General features: G+C 35.7%; 14 protein-coding genes. 7 read left to right on the top strand and 7 right to left on the bottom strand.

Annotated features, from left to right (window positions below; genetic code table 11):
* The 3 genes from AB1444_05095 to AB1444_05085 form a co-directional block, all read right to left on the bottom strand.
* The coding region (locus tag AB1444_05095; GenBank protein MEW6526031.1) for an adenylate/guanylate cyclase domain-containing protein at positions 1-1,019 on the bottom strand (1,019 nt) is incomplete at its 3' end.
* 107 nt (positions 1,020-1,126) lie between these two features.
* Complete coding sequence (locus tag AB1444_05090; GenBank protein MEW6526030.1) at positions 1,127-2,749, bottom strand: alpha-glucosidase; 1,623 nt, start codon at positions 2,747-2,749, stop codon at positions 1,127-1,129.
* Positions 2,727-5,381 carry a glycosyltransferase gene (locus tag AB1444_05085; GenBank protein MEW6526029.1) on the bottom strand — a complete coding sequence of 885 codons (2,655 nt, stop codon included), beginning with the start codon at positions 5,379-5,381 and terminating at the stop codon, positions 2,727-2,729. Before AB1444_05085 ends, AB1444_05090 begins: the two co-directional genes overlap by 23 nt.
* 536 nt (positions 5,382-5,917) lie before the next feature.
* On the opposite strand from AB1444_05085, the gene AB1444_05080 reads away from it, so the two are divergent.
* From AB1444_05080 to AB1444_05070, 3 genes are all read left to right on the top strand, one after another.
* Positions 5,918-6,148, top strand: coding sequence for a LapA family protein (locus AB1444_05080; GenBank protein MEW6526028.1), 231 nt, complete (start codon positions 5,918-5,920; stop codon positions 6,146-6,148).
* A complete protein-coding gene (locus AB1444_05075; GenBank protein MEW6526027.1) occupies positions 6,145-6,381 on the top strand; it encodes a hypothetical protein in 237 nt (78 codons plus the stop codon). Before AB1444_05080 ends, AB1444_05075 begins: the two co-directional genes overlap by 4 nt.
* A gap of 390 nt (positions 6,382-6,771) precedes the next feature.
* Positions 6,772-7,236: a chemotaxis protein CheW gene (locus AB1444_05070; GenBank protein ID MEW6526026.1), complete on the top strand. Its 465-nt coding sequence runs from the start codon at positions 6,772-6,774 to the stop codon at positions 7,234-7,236.
* Here the strand turns inward: AB1444_05070 and larC are convergent.
* The 4 genes from larC to flgM all read right to left on the bottom strand — a co-directional run bounded on the left by larC (position 7,231) and on the right by flgM (position 10,704).
* Positions 7,231-8,394, bottom strand: a complete 1,164-nt coding sequence (larC, locus tag AB1444_05065; GenBank protein ID MEW6526025.1) for a nickel pincer cofactor biosynthesis protein LarC — start codon at positions 8,392-8,394, stop codon at positions 7,231-7,233. The genes AB1444_05070 and larC overlap by 6 nt on opposite strands.
* Positions 8,395-8,403: 9 nt before the next feature.
* Positions 8,404-9,153, bottom strand: a complete 750-nt coding sequence (gene larB / locus AB1444_05060; protein MEW6526024.1) for a nickel pincer cofactor biosynthesis protein LarB — start codon at positions 9,151-9,153, stop codon at positions 8,404-8,406.
* Positions 9,154-9,156: 3 nt separating this feature from the next.
* The gene (locus tag AB1444_05055) at positions 9,157-10,335 is read right to left on the bottom strand and encodes an iron-containing alcohol dehydrogenase (protein ID MEW6526023.1); all 1,179 of its coding nucleotides are present in this window, start codon (positions 10,333-10,335) and stop codon (positions 9,157-9,159) included.
* Between the two features lie 75 nt (positions 10,336-10,410).
* Positions 10,411-10,704, bottom strand: a complete 294-nt coding sequence (flgM, locus tag AB1444_05050) for a flagellar biosynthesis anti-sigma factor FlgM (GenBank protein MEW6526022.1) — start codon at positions 10,702-10,704, stop codon at positions 10,411-10,413.
* Positions 10,705-11,101: 397 nt separating this feature from the next.
* Between flgM and AB1444_05045 the strand changes: the two genes are divergently transcribed.
* From AB1444_05045 to AB1444_05030, 4 genes are read left to right on the top strand one after another with little or no spacing between them, the layout of a single operon-like run.
* Positions 11,102-13,294, top strand: coding sequence for a chemotaxis protein CheA (locus tag AB1444_05045; protein MEW6526021.1), 2,193 nt, complete (start codon positions 11,102-11,104; stop codon positions 13,292-13,294).
* 21 nt (positions 13,295-13,315) lie between these two features.
* The gene (locus AB1444_05040) at positions 13,316-13,684 is read left to right on the top strand and encodes a response regulator (protein MEW6526020.1); all 369 of its coding nucleotides are present in this window, start codon (positions 13,316-13,318) and stop codon (positions 13,682-13,684) included.
* Positions 13,685-13,700: 16 nt separating this feature from the next.
* Positions 13,701-14,180: a chemotaxis protein CheW gene (locus AB1444_05035; protein MEW6526019.1), complete on the top strand. Its 480-nt coding sequence runs from the start codon at positions 13,701-13,703 to the stop codon at positions 14,178-14,180.
* Between the two features lie 36 nt (positions 14,181-14,216).
* The gene (locus AB1444_05030) at positions 14,217-15,827 is read left to right on the top strand and encodes a methyl-accepting chemotaxis protein (GenBank protein MEW6526018.1); all 1,611 of its coding nucleotides are present in this window, start codon (positions 14,217-14,219) and stop codon (positions 15,825-15,827) included.
* Positions 15,828-15,913 lie beyond the last annotated feature (86 nt).

Below are 15,913 nucleotides of genomic sequence, written 5' to 3'. Positions count from 1 at the left end.
AGTGAGTTTTCTGCTTGTAAGGCCGGAGTCATTGGGATAGGAGCACCAAATAGAATCATAATTCCATCCCCAAGGAATTTATCCACAGTTGCATTCCACTTGAGTGCAATTTTCGTCATCTCAGTAAGATATTCATTAAGTATTTCCGCTGCAATATCAGCTTCAATAGTGTCGGTAAGTTTAGTAAATCCCTGAATATCGCTAAAACATACCGTTAAAAATTTTTTTTGTATTGGGAAAATTTCCTGTTTCTTTTGTGTAAGTATTAGTTGGACTAATTGTGAAGGTAAAAATGATGAAAGCTGCTTTCCAATGGAAAATAGAAACCGTTTTTCGGCCTTTATTATGAATAATATCGTTACTACTAAAATTATAGATGTAATGCAAATACCTATAATTGAAATAATAGAAAAAGTAAAATATCTGTTTTTCGTTCTGATGATTTTGTTGCTGGCAATGGTATTGATATCATTGCATACTTTTGACAATGTATCAATGGCTAACTTGTCCTTCCCCTTTATTATTGAATACACATCACTTGCGGATAGCATTCCTTCTTTATATTGCGTTATTTCATCAATGAGTAATTCAGAAAATTGTTTATGATATTGCATTGTTTGTTCAATATCTTGTTTTATTGCAGGATAGTCATCGAGCATCAATTTTAAATTGAAAAGTTCATTTTGCACAACAGTATATTGATAAGAAAATTTATGGAAATATTTTCTATATTCTTCATTATCGTTTTCAAATAATATAGCATGCACTATTGCCAGTTGATTTCCAAAATCTATTTGTGTAGTTTGTGCTAAAGTTATTATTTCGTTAATTTTTTCAATTTCCTGATGAGACATGTTTAGATAATGTAGATTTAAAATACCACTTACCCCCACCAGAACTACCAACAATAAACTAACTATGATAATCCATAATGGTATCCGTGTTATAGAAAATTGTGCCATTTGGCCAGAAGAAAAATAGAGAAACAATTTCTTTAATAATTTTAATCTTTTAATCATGCTAAACTCCATTTAAGAAAACACTTTATTTACTCATTACTGTACTTAGTATTAATCTCAAACTTATTAAAAATTGAATAAAGATACAGTGAAGAAAGTGTGAATCATTACAGGTTTCCTATCTTCTTTAAAATAGTTGCTTCATAAGGATAACACTGAAAACGTAGGTCGGCAAAATGCTCAAATCTGCTTCGATGAGTTGAATATAGTACTTTCCATTGTGCTTCGTAGGGGTAATGTAAAAAGCTGGTGCTATCATTAAAGTTTAGTATAATGCATAAAGTTTCAGGATCAATTTTGCGTATATATGCTAAAATGCCATTTTTCCCTTTTACAATAGGTTCCCAGGTTCCATGAGTAAGTGCAGGATGTTTTTTTCGCAATTGTATTAAATCTTTAAAAAAAGATAGCAGGGAATACCGGTCTTTACTTTGGTTTTTTACATTTATTGTGCGATAGTTACTGTCAATGGGAAGCCAGCTGCAACTTTTGCTGAAACCAGCATTAGCTTCATCTGACCACTGCATAGGAGTACGCGAACAATCTCTTCCCGTGTATATAGGCCAGAACCTTTTCCCTGCAGGATCCTTAATATGGCGAAGTGGAATAGAGCAATTTTTCATGCCAATTTCTTCGCCATAGTAAATGAATGGAGTTCCGCGTAATGTCAGAAGCATTAATAATAGCAAACGTTGAACTGCGTCAATGTTGTCGCTGTTATGTTTATCAGCATATCGTGGTTGATCATGATTTGATAATACATTACAAGGCCAGCAATTTTCAGGTATGACGTTGAACCAGTGTTTGATAGACTTGTAAATTTTGTGTGCCTCAAAAGGCTGATATAGTAGTGAAAAATCAAAAGCTAAATTCAAACCTTTGCCATTACAAAGATAGCTTGCGGATAATTCCGGATTACCTGGTGGATAGCAAAATACTTCACCAACGACCATTCTATCATGGTATAAATCAACCAGTTGCCGTATTTCTTGTACCAGTGTATAATTTTCAGGCCTATTTCTATTATATTTTTCTATCTGTTCATTGAACGGGTTAAACGAGAAAGGGTTGTTTCGCAGACGCTTATCTTTATAGCAGTAATTAATCACATCCAATCTAAATCCGTCAACTCCCATATCAAGCCAGTACCGTAACACATCAAACATTGCCTGTTTAACTTCAGGATTATGCCAGTTAAGATCGGGTTGTTCTTTAAGAAATGAATGTAAATAAAATTGTTGTGTGGGCTCATGCCATTCCCATGCACTTGACAAATATGCTGATTTCCAGTTGTTTGGTGCTTTCCTATTTACATGGTCTTGCCACACATACCAATTGCGTTTGGGATTATCGCGTGATGAGGATGATTCAATAAACCATGGATGCAGGTGTGATGTATGGTTTAACACCATGTCCATTATAATCTTTATGTTATTACTATGAGCTATCGCCAATAATGTTTTAAAATCATCCAATGTACCAAAACATGGATCAATGTTGTAATAATCACTTATATCATAACCACAGTCATACATTGGTGAAGCATAAATAGGCGAAAGCCATATAGCATCAATACCCAGGTTAACAAGATAATCAAATTTTTCAATGATACCGCGCAAATCACCTATGCCATCATCATTTGCATCATAGAAACTGCGGGGATAGATGTGATATAGTACCCCGTGCTTCCACCATATATGATGTTGACTATGCTGCTGTGTTAAGGTCATTGATGAATTGCTTAATAATTGCATCAGGGCTGAATTCATGGGCACGGAGTAATGCTTGATTTTTGAAGAGGTTCATAAGCAGAGGATTATCCAAAAGTTCTGTGATCTTTTGGCCCATTTCAATCTCATTTTTGACCAGATATCCATTTAAACCGTTGTTAATAATATCCCTGGGCCCTTTTGTGTTGTAAGCTAGTACAGGCAGTCCGCACGATAATGCTTCAAGCACAACACATCCAAATGTATCAAATCGTGATGGCAAAACCAAAACATCTGCTGCTGAGTATATCCTGGGTAAAGTATCATGCTGTATCCATCCTAAAAAGATTGCATCAGGCAAAAGCTGTTTTAATTCTTGTTCTTTTGGTCCAATACCGGCAAAAACCACTTTTGCCTCAGGATGTTTTTGCTTAACTATCTCCATGATTTTTGGAATATCCATAACACCTTTTTCTTCTGATAGTCTTCCTGTAAAAAGTATTATAGGCGTTGTGTTATTCACTCCAAAAATTTCATCTTTTTTTATCGTATGGGGTTTGAAAATTTCTTCAACCCAGTGTGCAGTTAAAAATACCTGTGATGGGTTAAAGCCCATGTCTTTGCCTGTTAGCCATTTGCGGTGTTCGTTATTAAGAACAAACAATCCATCAAATCCTTTGTAAAAGGTCCGCAACAGACGCCTGAAATTATGTAAGTTTTCATCGGTTAACTTTAATGTTTGTTCTGCAAACATCATCCAGTCAGTGTGCACATAGAAAAATGCAGGAACGGAATATGCATATTTTAACCACAGTGCAGCTAATCCCATTGGTCCTTCGGTTGAAGCAATAATTCTACTGTATTCCCCTTGTTTGAAGATATTGTGGATTTCAAGAATATCGGGGATACGCAATGGTTGCTGTTCATAAAATGGAAGGGTAAATTCTTTCAGTGGCCTGATAACAATTAAGTGATCCTGTGATTCAAGTGTACTGCTGATAGTAATGATATCAATGGGTAGATCACGTGTTTGAATTTCCTTAAGCATGGATTGCAATACCATTGCAACACCATTGGAATCGGTAAATGTATCAGTGAGCCATAATGTGCGTTCCGGATGTTTGAGGGTATTGTGTTCTTTTGCAAATTCATAAAGCAAAGGTCGTGCTTTATACATTACGCGCGCACTGGTAAAGAAGGCTGCAGCAATCACAGCTGATCCTAAAAACGGGAATGATAACTCGTCAAAAAGTTTTGGTAGGTTAACTTTGACTGAACCATTACCATTAGATTTTTCATTACCTTCAATATATTTTCTAAAATGGCTTGGGATTTCAATATTTTTAAAGAATGATTCAAATTCTTTTAATTTAAATTGGTCATTGTTTAGCAATTCGTTTATATGCTTGTCAGAACGCTTCAAAAGCAGTTGCACAAGCTCTTTATATATTCCATATATTGATTGTGTATAGAATGTCACATCATCTTTTTTCCTGGTTTTTGTATATCGTGATAGTTTGTAGGCAATATCAAAAACCCTTTTATAATCTTTGCTTACATAGAATCGTTTTGTTTTGGAAAATGTTTTCCCAATTAATGAATTGTGAAAAAGCTCTAAAAAGTTTAAAGTAGTTTTATGCCGCTTTAATTCATGGAATGCATTGGTTATTGCTAGCGCAGTCAGTTTGTCTTTGACGTCACCTTTGTGTAACAGAATATGGGGAAGACCAGGATCTTTCATATTCAAGCCTATCTGGCAAAAATAATCAATGAAAGAAATTGCCATCTTTTCACTGTCATTGTGTGTACCAAAAGGAGCCATTGCACCTTTTTTTATGGCTTCAAGTGCCAGTGCCGAACGCTTTTCAGTTTTCAATCTTTCGGTTAAATCAGGGATGTGCAGATAGGTTCCCGTTAAGCCAGTGAATATTCCCATGTGACTATCGGAACCACCAGACATATACTTGTCATAGGATCTTTTGCAAAATCTATCGGGTTTTATTTTGAATTTGTGCGATAGCTCTTCTAATTTATCGGGCGTTAATGATTCAATCCATTGCTTTACCAGCATATTCTGCCAGCTATCGCGCTGGCCATTGATGACTTCAAATCGTTCAAAGAGAAGAGCCATCTTGTCAAAGAATTCCATAGGTGGAATACCCTTTGATTTGTAGTGATACAATGGATGTGCCCATATGGTTGGAAGGTCATGATCAAGTGTGTAATCTAAAAATTTATATATATCATTACGGTATTTATTCAACTTAATTTCCTGCTCAGGTGTAAACCCATACGTAAGAACATGGATGCCAATCTTATAATCGGGTACGGTACAACTAAACTCAGCACCAACAAGCACATCATGTCCCTTATCTAAAAGCTCATAACATGAGTGGGCATTATTGTGATTTGTTATTGTAAATGTATCGCAACCGTGGTTCTTAAGAGTTGTAAGCAAATTATCAGTTGGCAGCCACGTTTCAGGAATTCCTAATATTCTTCCTAACTGTTCGTCGGGAATATTGCTGTTGTGATCATGGCAGTGCAGGTCAATCGTTAACACTTCATTAGAAGGGAAACGTTTCTTTTGTTCGTTTACAAAAATGTGCAGCATGGAAATGATTTGTTCATTAAATGTACTTTTAAAACTCATTGTTCCTCTTATCGTTTCTCAATCTTGAAATTTCACGTGTAAAATGGCATAAATGTGTAAAGATTTTATGAAGTTTATGTGTAGTTAGGATGAAAAAATTGATTATTTATATCAGGTTTTGATACTGTTAACATTGTATGTATCTATTAACAATAAACCCGTAGAGGTAATACCCCTTTATACTTGATCATACCAAATTTTTAAAGGAAGTTTGCAAAGAGTATAATATCTCTATTATCATAGAATTAATGGTTAAATTTACAGTTTAAAAAACAGAAATTATCAATACTTAGCAATAAAAAAGTAAAGTGTTACGTATATACATCACTACTATACTTTGCTTGACATATTTTACTATTGCTATATTACTATATTGAATTGTAACAATAGTAGCAAATATGCTCTTATTAATTTTTATCTTTATGGAAAGATAAGCTATTGTCTACATATACACAACTTTTTAAATGCCATACAATAATGTGTTGTGTGCGTTAAGAATTAGGTAATCACTACTATTAATATTTAAGGTAAAATATATGCACGCAAAAGTAATAAGCATATCAATTATTCTTCTTTTGTTTGTGATAATAATTTTGCAAAATACCCAACCGGTTTCATTAACTATTCTTACGTGGAATATTACCCTGCCATTTATTGTAATGCTTTTTGCTACTTTAATAATTGGATTGGTGTCCGGTATGATAGTGAGTTCTTTAGCATTCCGAAAAAAGCGTAAAGGTACCATAAAAGTGGATACTAAATCATGAATACAGGATTATTATTAACAATAATAGCAGCCATTAGCTTTATTATTCTTATCTATATACTCATAAAGCAGGTATTAAAGCTTGTTGTAATTATTGCTTTGCTGTTTATCATGTTTGCAGGCTACATATATATTAAAAACGGTTTACTTCCTGCCAATTTAAAAGGATATGTAGAAGAAGGGAAGATAGCAATTGACCAGTTGCATCAATCATATTTAAAATTAATAAAATAAAGCACTAATTATTCCTAAATGTGGAAATTTGAATAAAATATAAAATAGTATACACCGGAGTTGTCTCAAAAGACATCTTCTGCAATAACTTTTGCCATACTGTCATTGCGAGGAACGAAGTGACGAAGCAATCTTGTCTTCTGCGGCATTGAGATTGCTTCGCTACGCTCGCAATGACTTTGCACCCGCGTCATTGAGAACTCCACGAATTGTTTTGGGACACCCCCGGTGTAACTATATTCATTATAAAAATTTTTTAAGGAATTATTGCTGAAAATAAAGTCTTTATAACAGTAACTATCGCCAAAAAATAAAAATTTTAACTTGAAAAATAGCATTACTATTACTACTATTGTGATAATATAGTAAATTTGAAATAAGGATTTCAGTATGAAAACCCAGACTAAAGATACAGCACTAAGCAGCATGCAGATAGTATGCTTCAATATTGGTAAGGAAGAATATGGCATTGAAATTTTAAAAGTACAGGAAATCCTTAAACTGCCAGCAGTTACACCACTCCCAAAATCGGCGGATTATATTATGGGGGTCATTGATTTACGGGGCAAGGTTATACCAATTATTGATTTAGGTGTGCGCTTTGGTATTTCCGAAAAGGGTGCAAAAAATAAACGGGCAATAGTTGTTGATATAAAAGGCAAGCGTATAGGGCTAGCAATAGACCAGGTAAGTCATGTAATCAAACTGGAACACAAAGATATTGAACCGCCCCCGCCAATTGTGAAAGGTATATCGGGCAAATTTATCATTGGTATTGGGAAGGTTGAAAACAAGTTTGTCATTATTCTTGATATTGACCAGATTTTCTCTTCTGAGGAATTGAAGCAGCTATAATTTCTTCTGTTTGTAGTATTCCTTTAGAGCCTCTTCCATTATTACATATAAAGGTTTTCCTGTTTTTACTGCTACTTTTTTACAATCCTCAAATTCAGGTTTTGGCGATAGTTCCTGATAACGGTAACTTTGCTTTATATGTATCTCTTCTCCGTACAGGGTAACGGTTGCAAACTCCCGTGGTAGCGAATAGCGGTTGACGGTATATGCTCTGACCCCCAGGGTGGTTGTTTGCCGTAAAAGAATCTGTGTACATTGATTAACTACATCTAGAGGGCAGAGTACCGAAACAACCACCCCGGGACGCCCTTTTTTTGCTATAACCTGCTGCATATACACGTCCCGTGCACCCGCCTCAAACAGTAACTCAGCCACATGGGGATATATTTCAGGATTCATGTCGTCAATGGTGCATTCCAGTACACTCAGAACTTCATATTCAAAAGAGTTATCATCAATAAGCAAAGCTCTGGTATAACTGGGAAAACCATAATCACGGGTGCCAAACCCAATACCCACATTTGCTACAGTACCTCCAAAATGTGAAAGTTGTGTGCCAAGCGTTACTAGGATGGCAGCAGCCGTTGGTGTAGTAAGTTCCCCTTCCAGTCCGGTAAACATAACCTTTTTGCCAACGGTAAGCTTAACGGTTGCCGGGGCAGGTAACGGCAAAGTACCATGGTGCGTTTTGATAGTACCTGTGCCCAGCGCAAATGGGCTGTAATACAGTGTATCAATTGCAAAATATTCAATGCCAATGCAAAAAGAAAGTATATCTACAATGCTATCAATGGCTCCAACCTCATGAAAGTGAACCTCTTCCTTTGGAATGCCGTGTACTGCGCCTTCAGCAGCGGCTAATGTATCAAAAACCTTCATTGCATTTTTTTTTACGGTGTCAGAGCACGTCGTGTGTGCAATAATATCGTTTATGGCCGCAAGATTACGGTTAGTGGTGTCAATGCGTGCGGTAATACCAGCCTGAGTGCCCTGTATACCATAGCGCTTTACTTTTTCAGGAACTATCGCAAAACCTTTTACTGATAATGATTGGAGCTGGGTAGTAAGGACATTAACAGGAAGCCCCATATCAAGAAATGCGCCAACAAGCATATCACCTGAAGCGCCTAATTGCACATCACAGTAGAGTATTTTCATGTAACTATCCTACAAATTGCGAATAATACGGTAGGCACAGTATACAGCGCCAAAGCCGTTGTCAATGTTAACAACGCTAATCCCCGGTGCGCATGAGTTGAGCATCCCAAGTAGCGCTGCCACACCACCAAATGAAGCACCATACCCAACTGAAGTTGGCACTGCAATAACAGGGCAGGGCACTAATCCCCCAATAACGCTTGGTAGTGCACCTTCCATACCGGCTATAACAATAATGACTGTGGCATCATAAATATTTCCCCAGTTATGAAATACACGATGTATTCCTGCAACCCCAATATCATAGATTGTTTCAACAGTAAGCCCCATAATGTGCGCGGTTTCCTTTGCTTCTTCAGCAACCGGAATATCGGATGTGCCAGCAGTTATAATTAAAAGTTTGTGTGGTTTATGATGAAGCGTTTGTGCACGGTAAGAAATGATTTTACCAGCTTCATTATAGTGAGCCTTTTTAATATACTTTTTAACTTTGTTGTAGTGCTCTCTGGTGGCACGTGTACCTAAAAAACTTGTCTTACGTTTGGCTAACGCCTTGGCAATGTCGGCAACCTGTTGGGGAGTTTTATTTTGGCAAAAAATGACTTCAGGAAAACCTAACCGTGTGTGACGGTGATGATCCAGTGTAGTGTGGCCTAACTGTTCTATTGTAATGTGCGATAGTTGTTGTAAAAAATCCTCATCAGAAACAAGCCCATTTTTAAACCGTTGCAGTAAATTGTTAAGTGAAGACTGACTCATAGGCTAATAGGCTGCAATAAGGATGGTTTCAACTTCGTCGCGGTTGAGTGCACGGGGTGCATTGTGAATGAATGGGTAGGTCAATGTAATTTCGGCCACTTTGGAAAAAATGCCTTTGTTAATATCAAATTGCGATAGACGTTGTGGAATATCAACATCAAGTGCTAATTTTCGTACACCTTCCACTGCTTTAATTGCAGCTTCAATAACGGTGATATCACGTACATCCTCATCCATGACTTTGGACATCTGTACGTATTTACCAGGAGATGAAGTTAAATTATATTCCATAATATGTGGTAGCATAACAGCCATTAATGATGCAATATCAATTGGTGTCAATGAAGAAAGTGCCAGTGATAATGCTAATGTCACAGAAAGCTGTGCACTGCTGAAAGCAATGCCCGCCATAAGTGATGACATCATGATATTAAGTCGCGCAGTTTCATTGTCACTTTCGCGCAATGCAGCAGGTAAATTTTTAAATATGAGGTCTATAGTTCTTAAAGAAAGTGTATTGGTAATATTATTGATATTTCTTGAAATAACCGATTCAGTGGCAATAGCTAATGTTGCCATGCTGTAATTGGCTAATGTTACTTCATCAATGCCAAATGACATACCGGGGTCAAGGATAACAGCTTTGGGAAAGATGTAATTATGGAAAAAGGTTTTATGGATACCATCATGGATATCAGTCAGTATTGTGCAGGGAGTTATATCAAAACCAAACAGTGGATGTACGGGAATACTGATAAATGGTATTGGTTCATGTAAAAAAGGATAGTTAAAAAGTTCATGTGCAAAGAAATAGTTAGGAGTTAACAGCGCAACTGCTTTTGCCGCATTGATTGAATTGATGCCGCCAAATCCTATAACCAGGTCGCAATGGGTTTTACGGGCAAAATACACCGCAGTATCAATATAATCAGTATTGTTTTCAGGAATTTCATCATATACTATAAACGGTATGTTATTGTTTTGCAGGCTTCGTGCAATGGGCATAAAAAGGTGGTTATACTGGTTAAAATCAATTGAACTGGTAATAAATAATATACGGGAGCCAAAAAGCTTAATTATAGATGGAAGGAGTGCTACACTATCAGGTTGTGCATATACCGCAGTTGGGATATACAGATCCGGCCACAGGCCTTCCATGGTTTGTCCATAGGCTTTAGACATAAAAAAGCGGAATCCTGATTCCGCCTTTTTGTCAATTATGCCGGCCATCTATAATAACCTTTAAAAAGGGTTTATTTATTTGCGTAAAAGCTGCATAGCAATTTTTTCTGCAACTTTATCTATTATACGGTCATCATTGAAATCGTACGTACCATTAGCTATCTGTTCTTTAATTTCCCTTACTCTTTCAGCTCGTATATCGGGTGTCTGCTTTATAACCTGGGCAATTTTAGATTGCTCAGCAGCCTTTTTGGCTTCGCTTGAAATTTCAACCGAATCAGATTTCCCGGTAGATCTGGTTTTACCAACCGATTTGGTGTTTTTAGGTTCAACAATATTCTTAATGTTCCCTATTTTATCAATAACCATGGTAATCACCTTCTTTTAATCTATAGTAACTATCGGCACTTATTTGTCAAATCTTAATTAATATTTATTATGTGGTAATAAATATACTATAACGAAAGGAAATAATCAATTGAATACAGAATTTAATTACATTGATGGTTTACAGTAAGGTATATAGTGTTCCACACAAAATGATAATTTTAGTAAGTCAAAAATTGTTTTTATACCACTATCCACTTTCTTTTATTTAGGCTTAAAAATTAAAAAAAACCAAAGAAAAATGCTTTTTTATTTTATGTTGCACTTATACTTGAATTTGCAATTAAAATTTACTAAATTTTTTTTACTTGATTTAATACTTTTATTGAGTTAACGTAATGGAAATAAATAATATAAAACTCTACTGAGGTTTGCCATTATGATAAAAGATCATATAAAAAGTTTAATATCTAATTTTGAAGAAGGAGATGCCCTAGCATTGGCTGAAATAAAGGAGGAATGTATTAGTATAGTGCATCAATATAGTAATGATGTACTCTATGAAGTTATACACACTCTTCCTGATATAATTAAAAGCTTAGCCCACACACCATTAATACAGGTGCAATGCATTCAGGTATTGGAAAAAATAGTGGATGCAATAGATAAATATAATGATGCCGGGGAAGAAGAAAAAAAGAAATTGTTGAAACAAATAAAACGCAATGTTTCTAAGTTAGATAAAATTGTAGAAGAACAAAAAGATACACAAACCAATGCAGAAGATGGGGAAGAAGATAAAGACACACTGCAACAAGTAGAAAAAGCTTCATTCTATTCAATGGAAGATTTTTCACATCTTGTGGATGACCAGAAGCTTTTACAACAATTTTATCATGAAGCAACAGAGCACTTAGATAGTGCGCAATTTGTATTGCTTGAACTTGAACATGATTCCAGTAATCAAGAACTTATTAATACAGTATTTAGAAATTTCCATACTATTAAAGGCTCATCATCATTTTTGGGAATTAAAAACATTGAAGATATTAGCCATGCAATTGAAGATATATTTGCTGCTATCCGTGATGGCAAAATGCTTCTATCCCGTGAACTGGTGGATGTCATTTTTTATGGCATGGAGTTGTTACGTAATATCCTAGATATAATGCAAAGCTATGAGTTTAAAGCTGGTGAAATTAAAAAGTCATTCATTTCGCTTAAAGTATTTCCGTTTATTGCTCTTTTAAAGAAAATATTACAGGAATATCAGTATAAAAAGATTGGTGAAATATTACAGGAAGAGGGAAAGCTGTCGCAGCTGCAACTTAATTCAATCCTTGAAAAACAAAAAGAAACAGATAAAAAGTTTGGACAGATAGTTACCGAAGAAAGACTTGTGGAACAGGATGATTTGCTTGCTGCATTGCAGAAGCAGCAAAAACTAAAGAGCAAGATTAAAAAGATTGGATTTGTGAAAGTATCAAATGAGAAGTTAAACAGTTTAATTGATTATGTTGGTGAGCTTGTTATAAATCAATCAATGTTAAAGCAGGAAATTGAAAGAAACCGCGGCGCCATAAATATTTCCGAGCGCACATTAAGCCAGGCTGAGATGATTACATCAGCAATTAAGGACCTTGTGCTATCTATGGGAATGGTTCCTATTGAGGAAGTGTTTAATAAACTGCGTGTTGTTGCACGCAATACGGCTCAGGAATTACAAAAAACAGTGTTTATTGAAGTTCACGGTGAAGAAACGGAACTTGATCGCAATGTGATAGAAACAATATATGATCCATTGATGCACATCATACGCAATGCCATTGATCATGGCATTGAAAGTCCTGCAGAACGTGATGCTGTGGGGAAGGATAAAGTGGGTAGAATTACATTATCAGCCGAGCATAAGGGGAGTGGCATAGAGATTATAATTATGGATGATGGGCGTGGAATAGATACCAAAAAGATACTTGATAAAGCAATAGCAATGCAACTGATAAAAAAAGAGGATGTGGGAAAGCTAACTGATAAGGATATATATAATTTTATGTTTTTACCGGGATTTTCAACCAGCACAAATGTTACTGCTGTGTCGGGGAGGGGTGTTGGTCTTGATGTAGTCAAAAAAGGTTTAGAACAAATCCATGGCAGGGTAGAAATTCATTCAGAACCAGGAAAATTTACAAAATTTGTCATTAAACTTCCATTGACGCTGGCAATTATAGAAGGATTTGTTACAGTGGTAGGTGGGAACAGATATGTATTTCCCTTCAATTCGGTGGAAGAAATTCTGGTGTTTGATGCGGGTAGTCTTCAAAAGCAGGAAAATTCAAACGAAGCAATACTATACCACAGGGATATGCATATACCGGTTATTTTTGCCCATGATATCTTTAAAGAAGTATATACACCAAGGCAGGATAACCGATTACTATCGCTCATATTTATGTTTGATCAGTTTAAATACTGTGTGGTGGTTGATTCAATAATTGGGAAGCAGGAGATAGTGGTAAAAAGTTTGGGGACTATGCTCAACGATTATCAATATTTTTCAGGTGGAACAATCTTTGGTGATGGAAGCATTGGATTTGTGGTGGATTTACAGGGATTTATTGAAGCGGTGAAATAATATTTTTTGGGAGGTCATTTTATGAAAAAAATAGTACTGGTAGATGATTCGGATGTGATACTGGATATAGTGACCCAGGCATTAAAGATGTATGGTTATGAGGATATATTGAGAGCAAAAGACGGGCAGGAAGGGCTGGAGGTAATAAAAAATAATAAAGGTAATATTGCCCTTTGTATATTTGATGTCAATATGCCAAAAATGGATGGCATAACTTTAGTAAAAGAAGTACGGGCGTTTGATGCCACTACACCTATCATAATGCTCACTACTGAGACCGACAAAGAAAAAATAGTGAAAGCAAAAGAGTATGGTGCAACCGGATGGATAGTAAAACCCTTTGAGGCAGAAAAGTTTATTAAAGTAGTACAGATGTATGTATCACAATAAGCAAAAGGAGGTGCACATGGAGGGTGGAACCAATAAATATTTAATATTCAGGTTAGAAGCCGAACGCTATGCAATACCTATTGCCAAAGTGCAGGAAGTTATTAGCTATGTGCCAATAACAGGGTTGCATGAAGCTTCAGAATTTTTAAAAGGTGTTATTAATTTGCGGGGCAGAATAATACCCATAATAGATATGCGTTTAAAATTTGGCCTGCCAGCAAAGGAGTATACCGAGCGTACAATATTTATTATAGTGGATATTGTTACCGCTAAGGACGTGTATCATGTGGGGCTTGTTGTTGATGCAGTTCAGGATGTGGTAGAAATACCTGAGGATAAAATTGAAAAAACCCCTGAGGTGGGGTTCAAGTTTAAAAGTAAATATTTGCAGGGCATTATACAATTACAGGATTCAATGGTTATGATATTGAATCTAGATAATATATTGGCCACCGAAGAGGTTGTAGAGATTGCTGAGAAGGTAGAGAGTGTATAAATAATATAATTTATAAATTTATTATTGGAGGATTCTATGTTACGAAATATAAACTTGCGAGTTAAATTAATAATAAGTTTCATATCCGTCACGATGTTATTTGTAATATTGATAGTTATTAACTTGAACAATTCTTCTAGTCTGGTAAATGAAATGAATCATAATATTGAATTGATTCAGGATTCGAAAGAATTGTTGCAAAAGAAAATTGATCATTTGCTTTTTCGTAATAAAGTAGGAGAATTTCAGCGTAACGAAAATATTATAGAAATAAAAGTGGAAAAAGATCCAACACAATGTGGTCTTGGAAAATGGTATTACGGTGAAAATAGACGTAGATTGGAAAATATAATTCCAGAAATAAAAGAAGACCTTAATCAATTAGAAAAACCCCATACCTTATTGCACAAGGATGTTGAAAAAATTGAAGCTTTTTTGAAAAAGGGCGATAGAAAATCAGCAATCGAATATTATGCTTCGGAAGTTCAATTACATTTATCAGAAATATTAAGCTTAGTTGATGGTATAGTGAAAAAGGTGGAAGAAAAAGTAAAATCTGAAAGGGAAACATTAAAAGAGGATATTAAGTTTTATAGCTCTGTAATAATAATACTAATGATTATAGGTGTTGGACTTTCTATTGCCTTAAGTATTATTATTTCAAATATTATAGTAAAACCAATAAACAATGTTTCCAACAATCTTTCTACATCATCTGATAATTTAGAAAAAGCAGCAAACCAGGTAGCATCAGCAAGCCAGGAATTGTCCAGTGGCGCAAGCGAGCTTGCAAGCTCGGTAGAGGAGATAACCAGCAGTATGGAAGAGTTACAGTCAATAATAGAATCCAATACCAAAAATGTAAACGAGGCCGAAATTTTAATGAAAGAAACCATGCAAACAGCAAAAGGTGCCCAGGAGCATTCTACAGAGCTACAAAAGATTATGAATACCATTGGTGAAAGCTCAAAGAAGATTATAAAAATAAACAAAGCAATAGATGATATAGCATTTCAAACCAATATACTTGCACTTAATGCTGCTGTTGAGGCCGCTCGTGCGGGTGATGTGGGCCGTGGTTTTGCCGTGGTTGCCGAGCAGGTAAAGTCACTTGCACAAAAAAGTGCAGATTCGGCCAGAGAAACATCGGATTTAATAGATATGATCAATCAGGATATTGAAAGTGGGGCAAGCAAAACTGATATAGTGGTAACCAGTTTTAATGATGTAGTATCACGGGCTGAAAAGGTAAATGTTTTACTTGATGAGATTACCAGGGCATCCAAGGAACAGGCAAAGGGCTCAAATCAAGTAACCAAGGCAATTTCACAGGTAAACAGTGTGGTACAGCAATTGGCTGCATCATCTGAGGAAACAGCTTCCAGCAGCGAAGAGATGTTAAGCCAGGTAGAAAGTCAGCGTGAAGCGGTAATGGAATTAAATTCAGTGGTGATGGGAGAAAAAGCAATCAAGAATATAATTGTAAAGAGTGCTGATGAAAAGAAGTCAAGTGACCTCACTTCAAAGGCTCATAAGGTTCATGAAGCAATAGATAAGATGAAGGCCAAACCCAAAGAAGGTGATAAGGATGTTGAGCTTATAAAGCCTGAGGACAAAATACCACTCAATGATTTTAAAGACTTTTAATTGAGATAGTGATAGTTACTGGCAAAATAACGGGGCTTTTAAAAATGTCTTAGTGATTAAAAGCATTTAAATGAGCCCCGTTTTGA

The sequence above is a fragment of the Spirochaetota bacterium genome (genome assembly GCA_040756435.1).
Lineage (GTDB): Bacteria > Spirochaetota > UBA4802 > UBA4802 > UB4802 > UBA4802.
This window is presented reverse-complemented; position numbering and strand designations above follow the sequence as displayed.

Excerpts from the sequence above, each read along its gene's own strand:
- AB1444_05090 (MEW6526030.1), bottom strand. The coding sequence starts at position 2,749 with ATGACCTTAACACAGCAGCATAGTCAACATCATATATGGTGGAAGCAC.
- AB1444_05085 (MEW6526029.1), bottom strand. The coding sequence starts at position 5,381 with ATGAGTTTTAAAAGTACATTTAATGAACAAATCATTTCCATGCTGCAC.
- AB1444_05080 (MEW6526028.1), top strand. The coding sequence starts at position 5,918 with ATGCACGCAAAAGTAATAAGCATATCAATTATTCTTCTTTTGTTTGTG.
- AB1444_05075 (MEW6526027.1), top strand. The coding sequence starts at position 6,145 with ATGAATACAGGATTATTATTAACAATAATAGCAGCCATTAGCTTTATT.
- AB1444_05070 (MEW6526026.1), top strand. The coding sequence starts at position 6,772 with ATGAAAACCCAGACTAAAGATACAGCACTAAGCAGCATGCAGATAGTA.
- larC (MEW6526025.1), bottom strand. The coding sequence starts at position 8,394 with ATGAAAATACTCTACTGTGATGTGCAATTAGGCGCTTCAGGTGATATG.
- larB (MEW6526024.1), bottom strand. The coding sequence starts at position 9,153 with ATGAGTCAGTCTTCACTTAACAATTTACTGCAACGGTTTAAAAATGGG.
- AB1444_05055 (MEW6526023.1), bottom strand. The coding sequence starts at position 10,335 with ATGTCTAAAGCCTATGGACAAACCATGGAAGGCCTGTGGCCGGATCTG.
- flgM (MEW6526022.1), bottom strand. The coding sequence starts at position 10,704 with ATGGTTATTGATAAAATAGGGAACATTAAGAATATTGTTGAACCTAAA.
- AB1444_05045 (MEW6526021.1), top strand. The coding sequence starts at position 11,102 with ATGATAAAAGATCATATAAAAAGTTTAATATCTAATTTTGAAGAAGGA.
- AB1444_05040 (MEW6526020.1), top strand. The coding sequence starts at position 13,316 with ATGAAAAAAATAGTACTGGTAGATGATTCGGATGTGATACTGGATATA.
- AB1444_05035 (MEW6526019.1), top strand. The coding sequence starts at position 13,701 with ATGGAGGGTGGAACCAATAAATATTTAATATTCAGGTTAGAAGCCGAA.
- AB1444_05030 (MEW6526018.1), top strand. The coding sequence starts at position 14,217 with ATGTTACGAAATATAAACTTGCGAGTTAAATTAATAATAAGTTTCATA.